General features: G+C 66.5%; 21 protein-coding genes. 8 read left to right on the top strand and 13 right to left on the bottom strand.

What is annotated here, in order from left to right:
• Nucleotides 1-48 precede the first annotated feature (48 nt).
• The gene (locus DW307_RS05645) at nt 49-969 is read left to right on the top strand and encodes a diacylglycerol/lipid kinase family protein (RefSeq protein WP_136024262.1); all 921 of its coding nucleotides are present in this window, start codon (nt 49-51) and stop codon (nt 967-969) included.
• 27 nt (nt 970-996) lie between these two features.
• Here the strand turns inward: DW307_RS05645 and DW307_RS05640 are convergent, their stop codons facing one another.
• Entirely contained in the window at nt 997-2,130 is a 1,134-nt protein-coding gene (locus tag DW307_RS05640) for an AI-2E family transporter (RefSeq protein ID WP_231479814.1), read from the bottom strand.
• Nucleotides 2,131-2,200: 70 nt separating this feature from the next.
• On the bottom strand, nt 2,201-3,712 hold the full coding sequence (locus tag DW307_RS05635) for a LuxR C-terminal-related transcriptional regulator (RefSeq protein WP_136024261.1): 1,512 nt from the start codon (nt 3,710-3,712) through the stop codon (nt 2,201-2,203).
• A gap of 201 nt (nt 3,713-3,913) precedes the next feature.
• On the opposite strand from DW307_RS05635, the gene DW307_RS05630 reads away from it, so the two are divergent.
• Complete coding sequence (locus DW307_RS05630; protein ID WP_136024260.1) at nt 3,914-4,855, top strand: DUF1214 domain-containing protein; 942 nt, start codon at nt 3,914-3,916, stop codon at nt 4,853-4,855.
• A gap of 906 nt (nt 4,856-5,761) precedes the next feature.
• Here DW307_RS05630 and DW307_RS05620 read toward each other — a convergent pair.
• From DW307_RS05620 to DW307_RS05600, 5 genes are all read right to left on the bottom strand, one after another.
• Nucleotides 5,762-6,472 carry a hypothetical protein gene (locus tag DW307_RS05620; RefSeq protein WP_136024259.1) on the bottom strand — a complete coding sequence of 237 codons (711 nt, stop codon included), beginning with the start codon at nt 6,470-6,472 and terminating at the stop codon, nt 5,762-5,764.
• Nucleotides 6,473-6,556: 84 nt separating this feature from the next.
• The gene (locus DW307_RS05615) at nt 6,557-6,874 is read right to left on the bottom strand and encodes a hypothetical protein (protein WP_136024258.1); all 318 of its coding nucleotides are present in this window, start codon (nt 6,872-6,874) and stop codon (nt 6,557-6,559) included.
• 43 nt (nt 6,875-6,917) lie between these two features.
• Nucleotides 6,918-7,373 (bottom strand): hypothetical protein, encoded by a 456-nt coding sequence (locus DW307_RS05610; protein ID WP_136024257.1) that lies wholly within the window; start codon nt 7,371-7,373, stop codon nt 6,918-6,920.
• The gene (locus DW307_RS05605) at nt 7,370-7,669 is read right to left on the bottom strand and encodes a hypothetical protein (RefSeq protein WP_136024256.1); all 300 of its coding nucleotides are present in this window, start codon (nt 7,667-7,669) and stop codon (nt 7,370-7,372) included. Before DW307_RS05605 ends, DW307_RS05610 begins: the two co-directional genes overlap by 4 nt.
• A 222-nt stretch (nt 7,670-7,891) precedes the next feature.
• Nucleotides 7,892-8,239, bottom strand: a complete 348-nt coding sequence (locus tag DW307_RS05600; RefSeq protein WP_136024255.1) for a hypothetical protein — start codon at nt 8,237-8,239, stop codon at nt 7,892-7,894.
• Nucleotides 8,240-8,281: 42 nt separating this feature from the next.
• Here DW307_RS05600 and DW307_RS05595 point away from each other — a divergent pair, with 42 nt between their 5' ends.
• Nucleotides 8,282-8,800 carry a hypothetical protein gene (locus DW307_RS05595; RefSeq protein ID WP_136024254.1) on the top strand — a complete coding sequence of 173 codons (519 nt, stop codon included), beginning with the start codon at nt 8,282-8,284 and terminating at the stop codon, nt 8,798-8,800.
• A 3-nt stretch (nt 8,801-8,803) separates the two neighbouring features.
• Here DW307_RS05595 and DW307_RS05590 read toward each other — a convergent pair whose 3' ends face one another.
• Entirely contained in the window at nt 8,804-9,097 is a 294-nt protein-coding gene (locus DW307_RS05590; RefSeq protein WP_136024253.1) for a hypothetical protein, read from the bottom strand.
• 67 nt (nt 9,098-9,164) lie between these two features.
• Between DW307_RS05590 and DW307_RS05585 the strand changes: the two genes are divergently transcribed.
• Entirely contained in the window at nt 9,165-10,016 is an 852-nt protein-coding gene (locus DW307_RS05585) for a hypothetical protein (protein WP_136024252.1), read from the top strand.
• A 714-nt stretch (nt 10,017-10,730) separates the two neighbouring features.
• Here the strand turns inward: DW307_RS05585 and DW307_RS05580 are convergent.
• Nucleotides 10,731-10,928 (bottom strand): hypothetical protein, encoded by a 198-nt coding sequence (locus tag DW307_RS05580; RefSeq protein ID WP_136024251.1) that lies wholly within the window; start codon nt 10,926-10,928, stop codon nt 10,731-10,733.
• 56 nt (nt 10,929-10,984) lie between these two features.
• Here DW307_RS05580 and DW307_RS05575 point away from each other — a divergent pair, with 56 nt between their 5' ends.
• Nucleotides 10,985-11,746 (top strand): tyrosine-type recombinase/integrase, encoded by a 762-nt coding sequence (locus tag DW307_RS05575; protein ID WP_240750523.1) that lies wholly within the window; start codon nt 10,985-10,987, stop codon nt 11,744-11,746.
• A gap of 50 nt (nt 11,747-11,796) precedes the next feature.
• Here the strand turns inward: DW307_RS05575 and glnA are convergent, their stop codons facing one another.
• Complete coding sequence (gene glnA, locus DW307_RS05570; RefSeq protein WP_021200702.1) at nt 11,797-13,221, bottom strand: type I glutamate--ammonia ligase; 1,425 nt, start codon at nt 13,219-13,221, stop codon at nt 11,797-11,799.
• A 147-nt stretch (nt 13,222-13,368) separates the two neighbouring features.
• On the opposite strand from glnA, the gene DW307_RS05565 reads away from it, so the two are divergent.
• On the top strand, nt 13,369-13,797 hold the full coding sequence (locus DW307_RS05565) for an RDD family protein (protein WP_029260307.1): 429 nt from the start codon (nt 13,369-13,371) through the stop codon (nt 13,795-13,797).
• A gap of 16 nt (nt 13,798-13,813) precedes the next feature.
• On the opposite strand, the gene DW307_RS05560 is transcribed toward DW307_RS05565, so the two are convergent.
• Entirely contained in the window at nt 13,814-14,305 is a 492-nt protein-coding gene (locus tag DW307_RS05560) for an ATP-dependent zinc protease family protein (RefSeq protein WP_029260308.1), read from the bottom strand.
• 20 nt (nt 14,306-14,325) lie between these two features.
• Here DW307_RS05560 and DW307_RS05555 point away from each other — a divergent pair, with 20 nt between their 5' ends.
• A complete protein-coding gene (locus DW307_RS05555; protein ID WP_017830470.1) occupies nt 14,326-15,513 on the top strand; it encodes a RimK family alpha-L-glutamate ligase in 1,188 nt (395 codons plus the stop codon).
• A 62-nt stretch (nt 15,514-15,575) separates the two neighbouring features.
• On the opposite strand, the gene DW307_RS05550 is transcribed toward DW307_RS05555, so the two are convergent.
• A complete protein-coding gene (locus DW307_RS05550; protein WP_021200699.1) occupies nt 15,576-16,286 on the bottom strand; it encodes a DUF4191 domain-containing protein in 711 nt (236 codons plus the stop codon).
• 161 nt (nt 16,287-16,447) lie between these two features.
• Here DW307_RS05550 and DW307_RS05545 point away from each other — a divergent pair, with 161 nt between their 5' ends.
• Nucleotides 16,448-17,959, top strand: coding sequence for a hypothetical protein (locus DW307_RS05545; protein WP_168440989.1), 1,512 nt, complete (start codon nt 16,448-16,450; stop codon nt 17,957-17,959).
• A gap of 11 nt (nt 17,960-17,970) precedes the next feature.
• On the opposite strand, the gene sucB is transcribed toward DW307_RS05545, so the two are convergent.
• Nucleotides 17,971-19,752, bottom strand: a complete 1,782-nt coding sequence (gene sucB, locus DW307_RS05540; protein ID WP_136024249.1) for a 2-oxoglutarate dehydrogenase, E2 component, dihydrolipoamide succinyltransferase — start codon at nt 19,750-19,752, stop codon at nt 17,971-17,973.
• Nucleotides 19,753-19,818: the final 66 nt, after the last annotated feature.

Genomic DNA, 19,818 nt, shown 5'->3' with positions numbered 1-19,818 from the left:
CCGCGCCCTGAGTTTGCGGTATCGGGCGAGGTGTCCCAAGCTGACGATATGACCCACGCACGTATCGGCATCGTCTGGAACCCTTCGAAGGTCGAGCAGGAGGTCCTGCAGACCGCCGTGAGCGGCGTGTTCGACGCTCAGTACGACATCCGTTGGTGGGAGACGACTCCGGAGGACCCGGGCCGGGGCATGGCTCGTGAGGCCCGCGAAGACGGCCGCGACATCGTGATCGCCGTCGGCGGCGATGGCACTGTACGCGCCGTCGCGGAGTCCCTGGCGGGGTCTGACACAGCACTGGGGATCGTGCCGCAGGGGACCGGCAACCTGCTTGCGCGCAACCTCGAGGTTCCGCTGAACAACGTGAAGGCGGCGTTGGAGCGCGTGCGCGACGCCGAGCCCCGTCGGATCGACCTCGGCTGGGTCTCGTACGACGGCACCGAGCACGCCTTCGCCGTGATGGTCGGCTTCGGCGTCGATGCGCAGATGCTGGTGGAGACCGACGACGACCTCAAGTCCAAGGCCGGCTGGCTGGCCTACGTGGAGGCGATGGGCCGCGCACTCGCCGGCACCGAGATGACCGACATCACTCTGGCGATCGACGGGGAGAAGGCCGTGGCCGTGCGGGGACACACCATGCTCATCGGCAACTGCGGGATGGTGCAGGGCGGCATCCGGCTGCTTCCCGATGCGGTGCTCGACGACGGCAAGCTCGACGTGCTCATGATCAGCGCGGACGGTGCGCTGCAGTGGCTCGACACACTCCGTTCCTTCGTCTGGGACAACGGCATCCGCCGTCTCTTCGGTGCCACCGACGAGGCCGTGAGCACCGAGTCCGCCCGCCACCTTCCGGTCGAGAGCATCTCGGTCGAGCTGAAGACGCCCCTCGTGTTCGAGATCGACGGCGAGGAGATGGGCGAGGTCACCGCGTTCGACGTCCGCGTCGAGCCGGGCGCCCTCCTGGTCCGCTGAGGTCGAACGCCCCGTCCCGTCCCCGTGTCAGCGGGTGATGGGTGGGGGGACGATCTTGCGGTCCTGCGCGGGGAACGTCACCTTCTGGATGATGATGATGATGCTCGCGGCCACGGGGATCGCGACCAGGGCGCCCAGGATGCCGCCCAGCGCGGCGCCGGCCACCGCGGCGATCACGACGAGCGCACCCGGCACGGCGACGGCCTTGCTCATGATGCGCGGCGACAGCACGTATGCCTCGATCTGCATGTAGATGAGGTAGTAGATGATCGCGATCAGCGCGGTCAGCGGAGAGACGAACAGGCAGATCAGCGAGTTGATGATCGACGCGGTCAGCGTGCCGACCAGCGGGATCATCGAGCCGATGAAGGCGATCAGGGCGAGCAGGGCCGGAACCGGGGCGCCGATGATGCTGAGGAAGATGAGGCTCAGGATGCCGTTGATGAGTGCGAGGCTCACCTGGCCGATGACGTAGCGGCCCACGGCGCCGGAGACGTCTTCGAGGAGGCCGCTGAAGGTGTCGCGCTGGTAGGCGGGCACGAAGCGGGCGGCCACGTGCTTCATGCTGCGCAGGGACGCCATGAAGTACAGGGTCAGGATCAGGACGATCGTGATCCCGGTGAAGCCGCCGGCGATACCCGCGCCCACGGCGAACACACCACCCCCGATGTCGAGGAAGTTGTTGGGGTCCTGCACGAAGCCGAGGATGCCCTGCACGGCGTCGTCGATCGTCGAGCCGAACTGACCGCTGACGTCCTTGAACCAGTCGCTGGCCATGAAGTCCTTGATCATCTGCGGTCCGTCTTTGATCAGGTTGCTGATCTGCTCGACGAGCAGCGGGACGATCGCGAGGATGACGCCGGCGAACGCCAGGATGACCGCGGCGACCACGATGGTGACGGCCGCGGGGCGGGGGAGCTTCTTCTCGATGAAGGTGACGATCGGATCGAGCCCGAGTGCGAGGAACACGGCGACGCCGATGTAGACGAGCACGGTCGCGAGCTGCCCGACGATGCTGCCGATCCCCAGCGCCACGAGGACTCCGAGGGCGCCCAGCAGGCCGAACATGAATGGGTTGGTCCTGGCGTATGCGGCGACCGCATTCGACGGCTGCGATGAACGCGGCTCCGCCGACGCGCGCAGCTCGGTGTTCGCGGTCACTCTTCTACGGCGCATGATTCCCCCGGTCGATGGTCAGACTCACCAGTTGATCACCCTGGATCCCGCGCGGTCAAGCCGGTGGCGCGGCGTGGCGATGTCTGATTCCTGACCTCGCGTCGACGTTGAGGACGGCCTCCCGACGCGAGGTGACGCCGAGCTTGCGATAGATGGAGCTGATGTGGGTCTTGACGGTGGGATAGGCGACCCCCAGACGCGTGGAGATCTCCTCGGCGGTCATCGTCGTGCGCAGGTATGCGAGGACTTCGCTCTCGCGCGGGGTGAAGATGCCCGTCCGTCGTCGGGCCAGCTCTCCGCGTCGTTCGAGAATCGTTCCGAGGAACTCATCGTGGCGGGATCCGCGGTGGGCATGGGCGATCAGGAGATCGCCGATGAGCGGATCGTCCGAGAGGAATGGAGTGAGGATCCGCTCGGGGGCTGCGGATTCGAGAGCTCTGTCGAGCTGTTCGTGCGCGTCCGCTCCATGCCCTGCGAGGGAGCGCAGGGCCGCTGCAGTGACGAGCGTGCTCGCCCGCGCGTAGCGGGGTAGCGCGCCTGATGTCGCCAGCCGCAGCGCCTGCGCAGCCGACGCGGGTTCTTCGAGGACACGATAGAGCTCCGCGAGCACCGCGTGGGCGACGGCGGCACCGGGGCGGGCGAGTACCGGCGCCGCGATGGTTCGAGCGCGGTCGTCGTGTCCCTCTGCGTGCGCGAGCAGAGCGGAGATCACGCGGCGCAGCGTATCCCAGGGGATGCCGTGCTTATCGTCCTTGCTCACCCCGTGGAGCAGGCCGGCCGCGGCGAAGTATCGGTCTTCTCGCCTGAGCGCGATGATGCTCATGACCAGGTACAGCCGGGCGAGGGCTTCAAAGTTGTTGCCGGGGCCGCCTTCGTCCACGACCTGTTCGAGGTGGGCGATCGCATCGTCGTAGTCGCCTCGCCAGTATGCGATGGTGCCGCGGTTCGCCTGGGGGAGCCCGCCCTCGAAGATGTCCCAGTCCGACGGCGAGGACGAGACGGGAAGCGCATCGAGCGTCTGCTCGGCATCGGTGAAGAGACCGGCGTGGGTCAAGGCGAAGGCGAGATTGGACTGGGCGAGGCGATAGGTCTCCGGCCGCCCGCGCAAGCGGGCCTCGTCTGAGGCCGAGCGCAGGAGGCCGATGGCCCCGGAGAGATCACGTCGGAGGCGCACCTCCGTCCAACCGAGGAGGAAGAGCGCCGAGGGGTAGTCGTCGTCGGGCCCGCATTCGGTCAGAGCTTCCCGAGCGCGATCGGCGATCGTGGCCTTCGTCGGGGTGTCGGCAGCGAGGAGGAGCTCGGTGAAGCAGACCACGAAGTCGTCGTCCGCGATGCGCATTCCTTGGCCACGAAGGAACGTGGCACCGTGCGAATCGCCGAGGAGGTCGCGGCAGCAGGCACGGATGAGGAGGACGTGCGGGTCGTGCGGCTCAGGGTGGGCGAGGCAGAGCTGCTCGAGATCTCGGGTGCGGGATTCGAGGATGAGTCGGAGCCAGTTCCGGCGCAGCGCCGCGCGGGCGAGTGCCGGATCGCTGGGAGAAGGGTCCTCGCGGACGGCATCGATCACGGGACAACGATATCGGCGTGGGAATCCGTGATGTTGGTGGGGCAGGCAGATCTCATCCGATGAGGATGACGCGTGCGTCCGGAGAGCGATCGGGCGAACAGAATCGCAACGAGGTCCGCGCTGCCGGACCGTGTCACGGCCGGCCATCCGACCCCGACCCATGCTTCGCGGTGAGTCTGCGCCGCGAGAGAAAGGAACGACATGTCAGCCACGAAGGTGAACGTCCGCAACTTCGCTCGTGCCGAGTCCGACTTGATGTTCTCCCGGCTCGCCGCCGGGAGCACGCTCGGGACCTGGAATCACACGCGAGGGCTGAAGTCGATCGACGATCAGCCCATCATCCGGCAGAACCGGGACACTCTCTACAGCAGCGCCATCATCGATGTGCGCGAAGGAGTCACGCTCACGCTGCCCGACACGGGTGGCCGTTACATCTCCGCCTTCGTCGTGAATCAGGATCACTACGCGCCGTTCCTGTTGCGCGAGCCCGGCGCCCATGCGCTCACACGCGCAGCCGTCGGAACCGACCACGCGGCGGTCCTGGTCCGCATCCTCGTCGACCCGAACGACGCCGAAGACATCGCCGAGGTGAATCGCCTCCAGGACGCACTTCGTCTCGTGGGCGGCGGATCGGGGGAGTTCCCGCTCCCTGAGTACGACGAGCCGTCGCAGTCGGAGACCCGTGATGCTCTGCTCACTCTCGGGCGCGGCGTCTCGACCTACGATCGTGCGTTCGGCACGAGGGAGGAAGTGGATCCCGTCATGCACCTGCTGGGCGTCGCCGGCGGATGGGGCGGCCTGCCCGAGTACGAGGCGACCTACATCAGCGTTGACGAGGGCCTGCCGGTCGGGGACTATCGTCTGCGCCTGACGGACGTTCCCGTCGACGCCTTCTGGTCCGTCTCGCTCTACAACGCCGCCGGCTACTTCGAGGAGAACGAGCTCGGGGTGAACAGTATCAACAGCCTGACGGCGACCGCGGACGACGACGGCGGGATCACCATCCACTTCGGTGCGCACCCTGCCGGCCTCACGAACGCGCTGGTCGTCATGCCGGGGTGGAACTACACACTGCGCCTCTACCGACCGCGCCTGTCCGTGCTCGACGGCACGTGGGTCGCGCCCTGGCCCGAAATGATCTGAGTGAGGCCCCGCGCCGCCACCCCCACCGCAGAAGAGCCCGTCCCGCAGAAGCGGGGACGGGCTCTTCGTGATGCTCCGCGGTCGTCAGACGCCGAAGTACAGCTCGGACTCTACAGGCATCGTTGGCCGATGACGGCAGGCGCCGTGATCCGCGGATTTCCGAGCTTCTCGGCGATGGGGAGTGATGGGCGTGGGTGCACCGAATCGGATGTTCTGCGGACTCTCTGCGGACTCACTGTGAGCGACGACGGCAAGACGTGGTTGAACTACGACCAGGCGGCACGGCGCGTGCGATCGGACCCGCGCACGATCAGGAACTGGCGTAGGGCCGGGATGCCGATGGGATGGCGCCTCGGCGAGCACGGTCAGCGGGAGCGGGTGGTCGAGCTGGACGTGCTGCTGTCCTGGTGGCGGGAGAAGATGCGGAACAACCCGGCGCACGTGAATCGGATGCGCCGACAGGCACGAGAGGCCGGGATGCCCGTTCCCGCCCCTGTGCCGCGTCGGAAGCCAGCACCCGCACCGGAAGAGCCGCGGACGCCTGAGAGTGGCGGATTCGGGCGCACAGAACCGGAGAGCGACATTCCTGCCCGTGCCGTGGATCCGCTCGCGGACATGTCGCCACTTCGAGGTGGCGCTGAGTACTTCGTGCTCACCGAAGCGATGAAGGTCTCCGCGCCCGGGTGCGCGGGCATCGGGCAGTTCACCGCCGACCGACGCGACCTTGACGAGGCCCGGATGCTTGCAGCGATCTGCGCAGCGTGCCCGCTACTCGCTGAGTGCGAGGCGTTCGCTCGCGCGTCACGCCCCACGGCTGGCTAGCGTCACGCCCCACGGCTGGCTATTGGGCTGGGTCCGAGGCCCGAGACGTCGCGCGTCAGCCGGCGAGTTCGGACAGCCCTCCGCTCAGCGCCTGAGAGGGTTGGGGCGGCCGTCCTTCCAGATCATCCACCCCAGCTTCTTCCCCAGCTCGCCGAAGCATCCCTGCACACCGAGGCGATGCATCACGAACCACCACACGTCCAGCTCGTGCGCGATCTTTGCGCTCACTTGGACGAGGAAGCGATCGAGTTCCTCGCCGGTGTCGCCGGGGTAGCCGCCAAGCGTCGAGATGGTCTCATGCTCGACCTCTCGCCAGTAGTCCAGGGGAGGATCGAACTCGCCGCGATCGTCGTTCGCTAGGACATTGAGATAGTGAAACCGCCCCGAGCGGCCGTAGCGGGAGAGCGTCGCAAACAGGGGAGGCAGGATCGTGCTCTCGCGAATCCGTGAGATCATCTCGGCCGCGTACCCGGTGGCGACGGCCGCGGGTTGATTCGCTTCTGCCGTGGCGAACAGGCGCGCCACGAGCCCGTCGATGTCGTGTCCCCAGCGTTGCATCGTATTCGTGGATGGCCATGCGCCGGACGTGTCGAGTCGCGCGGAGCCGAGCATGACCTTCGCGAGTTTCTCGACACCGATGCTCCCGAGCGTGAAAATCATGTCACCGTGGATCGTCGGCTCGCGAAGACTCCCGATGGCCGCGACTGTGTCACGCAGCAGGTTCTGAACGGACTGAGCCTCCGCGAGGAGCGCGAAGCTCTGCTGCATCGATAAGACGGGATGGATCGGCGGCATGTCGAGAGGGTATCGCTCAGCCCCCGAACGACGGCGGCAGGCTCGAAGTCGTACCGACCGATCACCCTCGAACGCTCGACGGGGTCATTCGGGGAAGGCGGACTCGTCCATCTGCGCGACCGCCTGCGCAATGAGCTCCTGCGTCTCGGCGTCGGTGAGCCCGAGACGCGGCGCGAGCGAGCGCAGCACGGTATAGGTCACCGCGGCGCCCGCCTCAACCTGCTTCGCCATGAGCCCGGCGAAGGCCTGGGTATCACCGGCGGCGGCGACAGCATGCTCGCGCACGATCGACGCGAGCTGCTTGGATCGGGCATCCTCGTCTCCCGCGACGAACGCGGTGACGAGTCCGGCGTGGGCGCGGGTCATCTCCGCGCGCGTGAAGCGAGACACATGGTTCATCATGCGGTGACTCTGCCAGGAACCTCAGACATACGAGGTCCACGAATTATGGCGCGACGATCCTGCCCGCTGCGTACTCGGCGCAGACAGCTTCGAAATCATCCTTCACTGTGACCGGAGAGATCACATCGAGCCCCGCGCCGTATCGCACGGCGATACTCGCCCCGTGCAGCCGCGTGTACGGCACCCGGATGGTCTTGTAGAGCTTGAAGACGATCTCGTTCACGCCTAGAGTGCGGCCGCCTTTTCCGAACCCTCCGGAGTGATGTTCGGCGAACCGACTTTCGATCGTGAGAGAACCGTCGATGGCGGCGCACGCCTTCATGTCGTCGAAAATGGGATCGGCGTGCATGGCAGCCTTCACCGCGTGATACGCCGAATAGAAGAACGCCACGGCGAACCACTCGTCATCGAGTTCGAGGAGTCGCTCGCCCGTCGCTTTGTGCGCTGCAGCCCTTTCGATGTGGGACTTCAGGTCACGGACAACAGGTACGGTGCTCATGCAAACTGGAACTGGCGCTGCTCGCTCAACTGTGCCGTCGGCAGGTCAGCATCGTGTCCGAATGCAAAGGTCATGCTCGCATCGTCGAAGAAGAGATCCTGCACCTCGAAGAGCTTCTCGAGAGCGCGTCTCTGTTCCGCCTCGGTGTTCTTTCGCAGAGCTACCGTCACTCGTGCCGTCAGATCAGTTCCGTTGACGACCACGGAAAGCTCTGCGAGGTGCTTAGGCCCGATGGCTTGCACGGCGTGTTCTCCGATGGAATGGGTCAGCGCAGACACTTCATCAACACCGGTCATGCCGTCAGAGTACATGTCGTGGAGCTGTACAGCACCCGTGCGCAGGCAATTCGTTACCAACGTACGAAGTAGCCCGTGCAGAGACGCGACGGGACAGTGGGATTCCACGCGCGCGATGGGGGTCGGATTTCAGGCGGGGAGAGAGGACAGCTCCCCCGGGCTGTCGTCCGCCCCCGGGGTGGGGTGTGGATTTTTCGGGCACCCCCGTGTTGGGTTCGGGGTTCATGCGCGGATGATGTCGCCGCCTGTGGTGTGGAGGGTGCCGGCCAGGTCCTGGCGCCGGGCGACCGTGAGCGTGTGGTCCACCCCTGCATCGAGGAACACCGTGTGAGCGGCGTACCCTCTGACACTTCCCCGTGCGGGACGGAAGAGGATGCTCCCTCCTCCGGGGAAGTCGATCCGCTCTGCTCCGTTCGCGAGCCGGATACGGGCGCCGCCCATCAGCACGTCGGGGAGCTCGGCGAACTCATCCACCGCCGCCCTGATCGCCTCAGCCTTCTCGGTGATGACGAGGATCCGCTTCCCCTCGGATGCTTCCATCGCGATGGCGAGGGCGGCGTAGCGGTTCATCAGCGATCTCCGATCGACTCAGTGCACGCGGTATCGTTCAGCGTGACCTTCTGGGATACGTTCTGGGCGACGATGTGGGGCGCCCTTGCCGGTGGCGGGTTCGGCGCGTTCACCGCTTGGCTGTTCGCTCTCGAGCTTCGGCGTCGCGAGACGCGGGCGCGTGCTGAGGAGTTCGCGTTGCGGCAGAGCGCGACGATGCGCGCCGAGTGGGCGGACCTCGCGAACCACACCAGCCTCTATCGCGCGTGGCTCCTCGCGCGTGCGTCACGACACCCCGTCGTCCGTATGCAACAGCGCAAGGCACTATTCGACGCTGAACAAGGCCTGCACGACCGCATCGTTCTGGCGGCGTCGACGGCATCCGGTCCGGATGCCACGCTCGTCAATCTCATCGGAGCCGCATCGATGGCGACCTTCATCGGTCGGGAAGCGAAGGCCGAGCTGCTCGACGAGGTGACTCAGATGCTCCTGCACCTGGCGACGACGGATCCAGTGAAGCTCTCCGAGGTTCGTCGCTCAGCCATTGAGTCGATACGAGCGCGACTGGACGCACAGCGCTGAGTGCTACCACCAGGCGGGCATCTGCTCGCCGAGGCCCTGATCGTTTGGGGCTCGCTTGCCTCGGCTGCTGTTGCAGTTGAAGTGGCAGTGTCGGAAGTTGTCCGGGTCCTCTTGCAGCTCCGGGTAGGTGTCGACGTCCTTCGCGTGGTCGAGCGTGTGGGAGTCGGGTGTGGTGGCGGCGGGGACCGTGTAGTCGATGCGGCCGTGGCAGAGCCAGCAGTCGGCCTCGTGTCGAGTCTCGGGATCCGCGTCGAGGCGCTTGCCTTCTTCGAAGAAGTCGTCGCGGAGCGCGTGCATCCGCCGAGTCTCCTTGCGCTTCCCCGCCAACCTGTCACCCGCTTCGTGTTCGATAAGCTCACCGGTTATGAGTGAGGGACTGTTCCGCCCGTTCGGTATGAGCGACGACGAGTACGAGAGACGGCTTGAAGTTCGGGAGCAGATCCCCGAGATCCTTCGCCCGCCTCTGTTGGCTTGGGCGGACCGACAGGTGACCGACTTCAACGGGAGCGTCACGGAGGCACGCGGTCATGAGCTGCAGTCGGCGCTGCGAGTCCCACTCGAGCTCGACCACCGCTACACGGATCCGGCTGGCATCGTCGCGCAGTTCGAATCGCAGGGCGACCGCGAGCTGCTCTTCCTGATCGACTACCTTCTCTCCGAGTTCGAAGAGGACACGTTCGTCGAGCCCGGAGCGATCGAGGACCTGCGCTGGCACATGGACCAGACCCGATCCGCTCTCACCATCGCTGCACGCGACGGTGAATACCGACTTGCGCATCGCTTACCGGATGGCGTCGAAGAGCTCCTAGTTAGCTCCGCCATCGAGGCAAACGCGACCGCGGGAGCACACCTCCGTAACGCAATTCGCGAGGCGACCACGCTCGACGGGAAACCGAGCCTCGTCATGTCCGAGGACATCCGCGCAGTCGAAGCTGCAGCGGGGCCCGTCGTCACGCCCAAGGATCAGCGGTTCCAGCTATCGAAGATCGTCTCCGCTCTGAAGGCGAAGACCGGATGGTCTCTCCTCCTTCAGAGACGGGATGACGGTGAACCCGATCACCGTGCCGTCCTGATCGGCATGCTCGAGACGATCGCATTCGCACAGCGCGACCGACACTCGGGGACTCCGCCGACATCCGAGGAAGCTCAGGCCCACATGATGCTCACCGCGACGGTGGTCGGGTGGTTCTCGACCGGGGTCGTGCTGATGGAGTAGATGGCACGCCTGCCGGAGTTCCGAGTTCCGACGGAGCACAGACCTTCATGCCAGCGCAATGCTCGCGCCTAGCGGCAGGTCGACGATCCACTCAAGTGCTTTCGGGCGACCATCACGTCCGGTGCGTTGAACGATAGCGAGGATCCACTCGGGCTCGACAGTCAACGTGAAGAGATTGTGAGGACCCGCTCCCGGCCGGCGGGTGAGATAGTGCTCCGCGTAAGCGCGAGAGTCAGACCAGGAGAGACCTCTAGCGAACTCAGCGGTGGCCGCTCTATAGAGACGGACAAGCTTCGTCGGGCGGCTGCACCCTTCGACGTTAGTTAGAAAGCCGAATCGCGAGAACATGCTGACCCAGCGTTCCCGGTCGAGCGAGCGAAGCGGAGTCGGCGTCCAGCCGTACTCAACGCAAAGAGCGTACGCACGCGGGGTAGCCGGTACGGACTCGTCTTCGACGAAGGCGACAAGGTCAGGCAGCGATCGCATCGCCCTGTGCGCATGGACCCTTTGCGCCGCGCTGATGGATGTGACGAGCATGGTCGTGTCCTTGGAAAGAGTTCCGGTGTAGTTGAGGGGCCGACCCCGCCCGGTGTCGGCCCGTCAGTTGTGCTCCGTCGGGTGGGTTCCACGCACACCCCGCGGTGCATCGTGCGTGCAGGCCCCAAGCCGGAAAGGAGACGGTGGGCGGGCAGCTCGCACGAGAGTCGCATCAGCTCAGTCCCGGAGGCTGACAGCCTGACTGTTCAGGTGCCGTTCGCGTTCGGCGAGCTTCTCGTCCACTTCGCTGGGAGTGTTCAGCCGAAGACCTCCCGCGGCGATCGCGAACCAGTCGATCGACCCTCCGATCCGGCGGTCAACGTAGTAGGTCCCGTCGGTGTGCCAGTTGCTCTCTGCGGCGAACGCGACAGACATGTCAACGGCGTTTCCGACACGTCCGCCGGCGAGCGCCTGGCGCTCGAGCTCGTCGAGTGGGTCGTGCAGCTCGCCGGCCGCGATGCTACGCGCCGAGCTACGTCTACGCGCTGCACCGGCGCCTCTCGCAGCTGTTCGCGGACGCCCAGCACGACGGCCTCGTGGCGAAGAATCCATGCTCGAGGCGCACGTCTCCCGCGGCGCCGAAGCAGCGCCCGTACGTCGCGACCACGGAGCAGGTATGGGCACTGCACGACGCGCTCCCGCCGTACTTCCGAGCCGTGGTGCTCCTCGGAGCATTCGCTGGCCTCCGCGTCGCCGAGATCGCAGCGCTACGCGTCGAGGACGTCGACTTCATGCGCGGCGTCATCACGCCCGCGATCCAGTACCCCGGCCAAGAGCTCAAGACCGAGATGAGCAAGACACCGATTCCAATCCCGCAGGACCTCGCCGTCATGCTCAACGCGAACCCGGTCACCTGGGGGAGTGGCACGATCGTCGTCGGCGCGTTCGAGAGGCCCGTCGCCCCCTACACGATCGAGACGGCATTCAAGACAGCGCGCGCCACGGTGGCGGGCCTCCCTGAGGGCTTCCGCATCCACGACCTGCGCCACTACTTCGCGAGCCTGCTCATCGCTGCAGGCCTCGACATCAAGACCGTGCAGGCACGACTCCGGCACGCGTCCGCGAAGACCACTCTCGACACGTACGGGCACATGTGGCCCGACCGTGACGAGTCCTCGCGTGCGGCCGTCACCGCGGCCCTAGATGCACGAAAGAGCCCGCCCCAGCGTGACGCTGAGACGGGCTCGATCTGAGATTCTGCGGACTTCCTGCGGACTAGACCCTGGGATTCCGCGTCATCTGGCTACACTCCGAAGTACAGCTCGTACTCGAACGGGTGCGGACGCTGCGCCATCGGCAGGATCTCGTTCTCGTACTTGTAGGAGATCCAGGTCTCGATGAGCTCCTTGGTGAACACTCCGCCCTCGAGGAGGAACTGGTGGTCGGCCGCCAGCGCGTCGAGCGAGTCGAGCAGGGAGTTCGGAACCTGCGGGATGTCCTTGGCCTCCTCGGGCGGAAGCTCGTAGAGGTCCTTGTCGACCGGCTCGTGCGGCTCGATGCGGTTCTTGATGCCGTCGAGCCCTGCCATCAGCTGCGCGGCGAAGGCGAGGTACGGGTTGCCGGAGGCGTCGGGGGCACGGAACTCGATGCGCTTTGCCTTGGGGTTCGAGCCCGTGATCGGGATGCGGATCGCGGCGGAGCGGTTTCCGGCCGAGTAGACCAGGTTCACCGGAGCCTCGAAGCCCTTGACGAGGCGGTGGTAGCTGTTCAGGGTCGGGTTGGTGAAGGCGAGCAGGGCCGGCGCGTGCGCCAGGATGCCACCGATGTACCAGCGCGCGATGTCGCTGAGCTGACCGTAGCCGGCCTCGTCGTAGAACAGCGGCTTGCCGTCGCTCCACAGCGACTGGTGGGTGTGCATGCCCGAGCCGTTGTCACCGTAGAGGGGCTTGGGCATGAAGGTCGCGACCTTGCCCCACTCCTCGGCGGTGTTCTTGACGATGTACTTGAACTTGAGGATGTCGTCCGCCGCGTGCACCATCGTGTCGAAGCGGTAGTTGATCTCCTGCTGGCCGCCGGTGCCGACCTCGTGGTGCGAGCGCTCGAGGATGAACCCGGCGTCGATCAGCTTGAGGGTGATGTCATCACGCAGGTCGGCTGTCTTGTCGACCGGGCTGACCGGGAAGTACCCACCCTTGTACGGGGTCTTGTTGCCGAGGTTTCCGCCCTCTTCCTCGCGACCGGTGTTCCAGGCGCCCTCTTCCGAGTCGACGCTGTAGAAGCTGGAGTTGGACGTGACGTTGTAGCGGACGTCGTCGAAGATGTAGAACTCGGCCTCGGGGGCGAAGAAGGCGGTGTCGGCGATGCCGGTCGAGGTCAGGTACTTCTCGGCCTTCTTGGCGACCTGACGCGGGTCCTTCGAGTAGATCTCGCCGGTGCGCGGGTTGTAGATGTCGAACAGCATGACGAGCGTGCTCGCCTCGCGGAACGGGTCGACGTACGCCGTCGTGACGTCGGGGATGAGCTGCATGTCGGACTCGTGGATGCTCGCGAAGCCGCGGATCGACGAGCCGTCGAACAGCTGGCCGTCGGTGAAGAAAGCCTCGTCGACCGTCGATGCAGGAATGTTGAAGTGCTGCTGAACACCCGGGAGATCGGTGAAACGGATGTCAAGGAACTTGACGTCGTTCTCCTTGATGTAGCTCAGTACCTCGGACGAATCTTTGAACATGTACGACTCCTGTAATGCGGATCGATGGCTTCACGGCCACTCTGCAGAGTACGGACGGGGGATTTCTCTACGGTATCCGCTTTGTTTCGGGCGTGTTACAGGCGCGAGGGCGTCAGAGCGGCATTTCGCGCTCGGTAGGCTGGGGGAGTGACGGATGCTGTGAACACGTACCCCGGTGAACGACTCGGACTCCCCGAATCCGGCTCCGGGAGCATCGCCCGTCCCGGACGCCGTATCGGAGCGCTCCTGATCGACTACACCGCGGCGACGATCATCGCGACCGGATTCCTCGGATTCAACCAGTTCGCACTGCCGACGGAAGCCGGCCTGAGCCAGTTCGCTCCGATGCTGGTGTTCGCCGTGTTGCAGATCGTCTTCATCCCGACCGCCGGCGGCAGCCCGGGACACCGTATCCTCGGCATGCGTCTTGCTCGCATGGACGGGAGCTGGGTCGGTCTGTGGCGTCCGATCGTCCGCACGCTTCTGCTCGTGGTCGTCGTGCCTGCGGTGATCTGGGATGCCGATCAGCGCGGTCTTCACGACAAGGCCGTCGGCACGGTTCTGATCCGCACCTGACCTGCGGGGGCTGCCGTCAGTCTCGCCCGCGGTTGCGCCGACGTGCTTCGCGCGGGGCTCGTCCGCCGAGGAACGAGCGGGCGGGGTCGACCACGTAGCCGCGGCGCAGCGCCTCCCGGCCGATGAGCATCCGGAAGCCCATCTCGTCGCGGTTGCTCAGGGTGACCTCCGCCAGCACCTCGCGGTCCACCAGCCGGATCAGCAGCTCGACCACGAGGCGTTCCTGGGCGTGCCCGGACGAGCTCCGCACCGCACGACGATCATGGATCGGGCATTCGACGACGACCGCGTCCTCCTGGCTGTCCTGCCAGGGCTTGACCTTGAACCGCACCCACGGCTGCTCGTCCTGTTCGAACTCCACGATGTCGAAAGCATGCAGAGACGACGTGCGCGCACCCGTGTCGATCTTGGCCTTCAGCCAGTCCACTCCGAGATCGGGCAGGCTCACCCATTCTCGCCACCCCGTAAGGGTGTTTGAATGGGGGGTAGTCCTACTCACCTGATACATCCTGGCAGGAAAAATCCCCCGTGAAGATCGCAGTGCTCTCCCGCGCGCCGCAGGCGTACTCCACCCAGCGGCTGCGTGCAGCCGCGCTTCAACGCGGACACAACGTCAAGGTGCTCAACACTCTGCGCTTCGCGATCGATCTCACCGCCGAGGAACCGGACCTGCATTACCGGGGTCGCCAGCTCAGCGACTACGACGCGATCCTCCCGCGCATCGGGAACTCGATCACGTACTTCGGCACGGCCGTCGTGCGCCAGTTCGAGCAGATGGACGTCTACACGCCGAACACGGCGAACGGGATCTCGAGCGCACGTGACAAGCTGCGAGCGAACCAGATCCTCTCGCGCCACAACATCGCGATGCCGCCGACCGCGTTCGTGCGCAACCGCGCCGACGTCCGTCCGGCGATCGAGCGCGTGGGCGGGGCTCCGGTCGTGATCAAGCTCCTGGAAGGTACACAGGGGATCGGGGTCATCCTCGCCCCTCAGGTGAAGGTCGCCGAGGCCATCATCGAGACCCTGCACTCCACCAAGCAGAACGTGCTCATCCAGAAGTTCATCTCGGAGAGCCGCGGTCGCGACATCCGGGCGCTGGTCGTCGGTGACCGTGTCGTCGCGGCGATGCGACGATCGGCGGCCGGTGACGAGTTCCGATCCAACGTGCACCGTGGCGGATCGGTCGAGGCCATCGAGCTCGATCCGGTCTATGAGCGTGCGGCCGTGCGCTCGGCCCAGATCATGGGCCTGCGTGTGGCCGGTGTCGACATGCTCGAGGGCGACGACGGCCCGCTCGTCATGGAGGTCAACTCCTCACCCGGGCTGCAGGGCATCGAGACGGCCACCAAGCTCGACGTCGCCGGCGCCATCATCGACTACATCGCCGGTCAGGTCGCCTTCCCCGAGATCGACGTGCGTCAGCGTCTCACCGTCTCGACGGGCTATGGCGTCGCCGAGCTGATGGTCCACGGCGCGGTCGACCTCGTCGGGAAGACCCTGGGGGAGGCCGGGCTCTGGGAACGCGACATCACGGTCCTCACGCTGCACCGAGGAGTCAGTGTCATTCCCAACCCGCGCAAGCACGTCGTCCTGGAAGCCGATGACCGGCTGTTCTGCTTCGGCAAGCTCGACGAGATGCGCTCCATGGTTCCTGAGCGTCGTCGTCGGCGCGCCAAAGTCCGCAGGCTGCCGCGACAGCCTCTCTCCGAGTGAAAGAGAGCGCGGCCACCCTCACAGGAGGATGGCCGCGCTCGGTGCTTCTGAGGTGCGGAGAGTCAACGAGGACGCTGGGAGCGCACCTTGGTCGGGTCGATGCCCTTCGGGATCGGCAGCGATGACAGCGACTGGGAGACGGAGTCCACGCGGCGGATGACGGCGGCCATCGTGGCCTTGTCGATCGCCTTCGGGAGCTTCTTGATCGTCTTCGAGAGATCGGCGATCGCCACCTCGTCGTCGCCGTGACCGACGTAGAGGACGGTGACCGGGACGCCGTGCGCGACACGCTGTGCCTTGCTGCGCTCCTCGTTGACGAGACGCGTCAATCGGCCGCGTGCACCTTCACCGACGATGACGATGCCTCCGCGCCCGATGGTGCGGTACACAGCCTCCTGGGTCTTCGGGTTGATGCCGACGGGAGTCTCGGATGCCTGCCAGCTGCGCCCGAGGCTCGTGCTGAGCACGTGTCCGGTGGCGCCGGGCATGCCGTCGATCTTGCTGTACATGGCGGAGGTCGAGAGGCGCGTCATCAGGAACAGGGCACCGAGGATGCCGAGCATGAGACCGGTGATCCCCCAGAGGACGAGCGTCCAGATCTGGAAGGGCGGGATGAGATAGCCGGCGACGAGGCCGAGCAGCACGCCGCCGATGAGGATGGCAGCCTGCGCCCACGGCAACCAGGAGTATGCCTCACGTGTGAACCGGAAGAGGGACTTGATCTGGGAGAAGAACCCAGGACGCTTTTCGGGTTCAGGAGCACGCTTTGCCATGAGGACCAGCCTACCGAGTCCCGGAGCCTCCTGATGTCGGCGTTCGCGCGAAGCGGAGGGGACCGGCGCCACCACTCCTGCACATCAGAGGATTCGGCGGAATCCGTCGCGATCACCCCCGCGCACCGGGATCGGGCTGAGGTCTGCGCTGTGATGGAGCAATGGAAGACATCGCGATCGACGACGGCCGGGGCGGGCCGCTCGTACCGGGCGCGCATCGCGTGGTGAGAACGCTCGATGCGACGGAGGGGCCCTTCCCCGGCACTCTCGTCACGAACGGGGACGGCGTCGCCGTGAGAGTGGACGCGGCGGCGCTCGGCGGGTGGGTCGGATGGGGTTTCTCCGGCGCCGAACACATCGCTGCGCCGATCGATGTCGTCCGGCGCCAGGGAGGGCACGACGTGTTGCTTCCGTGGTGCATCGAGCGTGTGCGCAGCTTCCTGGGCCGCCGTTCGGTGGGAGGAGGGGGCATCACGCCGGGCGAAACCACCACTCTCGTCGTCAGTCTCCTGCGGGGACTCGACGAGTTGGGAGAGGGCATCGACGGCATGCGCACCGGGGCATGGTGGCTGACGGATGGCGGGCGACCGGTGTTCGTGCTGGGGGACGGCACGGACGCGAGGGCGGGGACCGTGGAGATCCTGGAACAGCTGGCGGAGCGCAGTTCGGACAAAGTGCTCAGACGCGCGACCGGTGCGATCGAGGAGGCCCTGCGGAAGGTCATCGCCCAGCCGCGTCTGCCCCGCAGGCTCACCGAGGCGTGGGAGCAGTCGATGCTCGACGTCGCCGCGCCGCAGCCGCTCGAACGCGAGATCCATGCTGCGGAACGAGCGCGGGACGTCGCCCGTGCCGTCGTTCCGCACGTCTCTGGCCTTCACGAAGGGGGGCGACGTCTGCGCGCGGACCGGACTCCGAGCAGGGGGTCGCGTCGCGGAAGCCGCGCGCGGGAGGCGATCGGCGATGCGATGCGCTCATCGATCGGCGAGGTTCTTGCGCGTGTGGATCGCATGAGAGGAACGCAGGCTTCGCGAACCGGTCGCCAGAGCGTACGCCGTGGGCGATCCGCTGAGACCGGGAAGCTGCGTCGACGTTCCCTGCTCGTCGCGGGCGCGGCTGCGGCGCTTGTGCTTGCCGGCGGACTGCTGCTGTCGGAGGGAGAAGCGTCGGGTAAGGGCGCTGACCTGTCTGGTGGCAGTGGTCAGGCGCGGGCATCGTCGTCGCCCGAAGATGCGTCTCCGGCGGCCTCGCCTTCCGTGATCGGTGCCCCGGAAGAGAGCGAGGACTCCGACCCCGAGGGCTCAGAGCCCGAGGGCTCAGAGCCCGAGGAGTCGGCCGCGGGCATCGATCCCGTGGCGGCAGCCTCATCGCTCCTCCGCGCGATCGCGGATTGTCGGGCCGCGGGAGACACCTCGTGCGCAGACGCGGTGTCCGGCGACGCCGCGCGAGTGATGAAGGCCCTCGACGGGCTGCCGCCCTCGGCCGCGGAACTGGTGGATGAATACGGCGACGTCGCGGTGGTGCGCCTCGCATCGGCAGGTCGGGAGGGAGGCGCGGAGGGGGAAGAGGGCGGGGAGGAAGACGAGGGTTCGGATCAGACGATCGTCGTGCTCATCCGCACAGGAGAGAAATGGCTGGTCCGCGACGTCTACGACGTCGCGGACCAGCCAGGATGACTCTTCGCCCGTCAGGCGCCGAGCTGAGCGGCGAACTGTGCCGACTCGAGTCGCGCCTTCACGGCGCCCAGGAAGCGGGCGGCGTCTGCACCGTCGATGATGCGGTGGTCATAGGAGAGAGCGAGGTACACGTACGACCGGACAGCGATCGCGTCGGTGCCTCCGACCTTCACGAGACCCGGACGCTTGACGACCGTTCCGGTGCCCAGGATCGCCGACTGCGGCAAGAACACGACCGGCGTGTCGAACAGGGCACCACGCGAACCGGTGTTGGTCAGCGTGAACGTTCCACCGGCCAGCTCGTCGGGCTTCAGCTTGTTGTCGCGGGTCCGTGCCGCAAGATCGGCGATCTCGTGGGCGATCTGGGCGATGTTCTTCGACGCCGCGTCACGCAGTACCGGCGTCAGCAGGCCCCGCTCGGTGTCGACCGCGATCGAGACGTTCTCGCTGGCCGGGTAGACGATGTTCTCACCGTCGACCGTCGCGTTGACGATCGGGAACGCCTGCAGGGCCTCGGCCGTGGCGAGAGCGAAGAACGGCAGGAAGGAGAGCTTGTCGCCCGTCTTCTCGAGGAACGACGCCTTCACGCTGTCGCGGTACTCGGCGAGGGCCGTGACATCGACCTCGACGACCGTGGTCAACTGTGCCGTCTGCTGCATCGACTCGACAGCGCGCTTGGCGAGGACCTTGCGCAGACGCGACATCGGCTGGGTCGTCCCACGAAGAGGCGACACCTCGAGCGGAGCAGGGGCCGCTGCTGCTGCAGCGGGCGCCGACTTCGCGGTCTCCGCGGCCTTCAGCACGTCTTCCTTGCGGATGCGACCGCCCACACCGGTTCCGGTGACGGAAGCCAGATCCACGCCCTGCTGCGACGCCAGTCGGCGCACGAGCGGGGTCACATAGAGGTTGTCGTTCTCGGTGGGGAGCGCGAGCTTCGATGCGGGCTGAGCGGCGGCAGGGGCCGGAGCAGCAGCGGGTGCCGGAGCAGCCGGGGCCGGAGCAGCAGGGGCCGGTGCAGCGGCAGGTGCCGGAGCAGCGGCAGGCGCCGGAGCAGCAGCGGCGGGTGCAGCGGCGGGTGCCGGAGCAGCGGCGGGTGCCGGAGCAGCAGCGGGTGCCGGAGCAGCAGGTGCCTCGGAAGCGGGCGCTGCGCCGGAACCGACACGTGCGAGCACAGCGCCGACGGCGACGGTCTCGTCCTCGCCGGCCACGATCTCCTGCAGTACGCCGGCGACCGGCGACGGGATCTCGGTGTCGACCTTGTCGGTGGAGATCTCCAGAAGGGCCTCGTCGACGGCGATGGTGTCGCCGACCTGCTTCAGCCAGCGGGTGACGGTTCCCTCGGTGACGCTCTCGCCCAGTTCGGGAAGCACGATGTCTGTCGCATCGCCGGCGGGTGCGGCAGGTGCGGACTCAGCGGCGGGCGCCGGTGCTTCTGCGGCGGGGGTCGGAGCCTCTGCAGCCGGGGTCTCTTCGGCAGCGGGAGATGCCTCGGCTGGCGCTTCTTCCGCAGCGGGTGCGGCGGCGGCGGGAGCATCTGCGGCCGGAGCCGCGGCGCTGCCATCGCCGATGCGCGCGAGGAGCGCGCCGACCTCGACGGTCTCGTCCTCGGCCACGAGGATCTCCTCGATCACGCCGCTGACGGGGGAGGGGATCTCGGTGTCGACCTTGTCGGTCGAGATCTCGAGCAGGCCCTCGTCCGCCTGCACGGTGTCTCCCACCTGCTTGAGCCAGCGGGTGACCGTACCCTCTGTGACGCTCTCGCCGAGAGCGGGGAGGACGACGGATGTGCTCATGACTGAGTCTCCTTCAGGAAGTTGTATGACGCTTGTCTAGCTTAGTGACTCGGGCACCGGTTGGTG

This window comes from Microbacterium sp. K27, from assembly GCF_004794435.1.
GTDB classification, from domain to species: domain Bacteria; phylum Actinomycetota; class Actinomycetes; order Actinomycetales; family Microbacteriaceae; genus Microbacterium; species Microbacterium maritypicum_A.
Note: the sequence above shows the minus strand (reverse complement) of the source record. Positions and strands in the feature narration are given on the sequence as shown.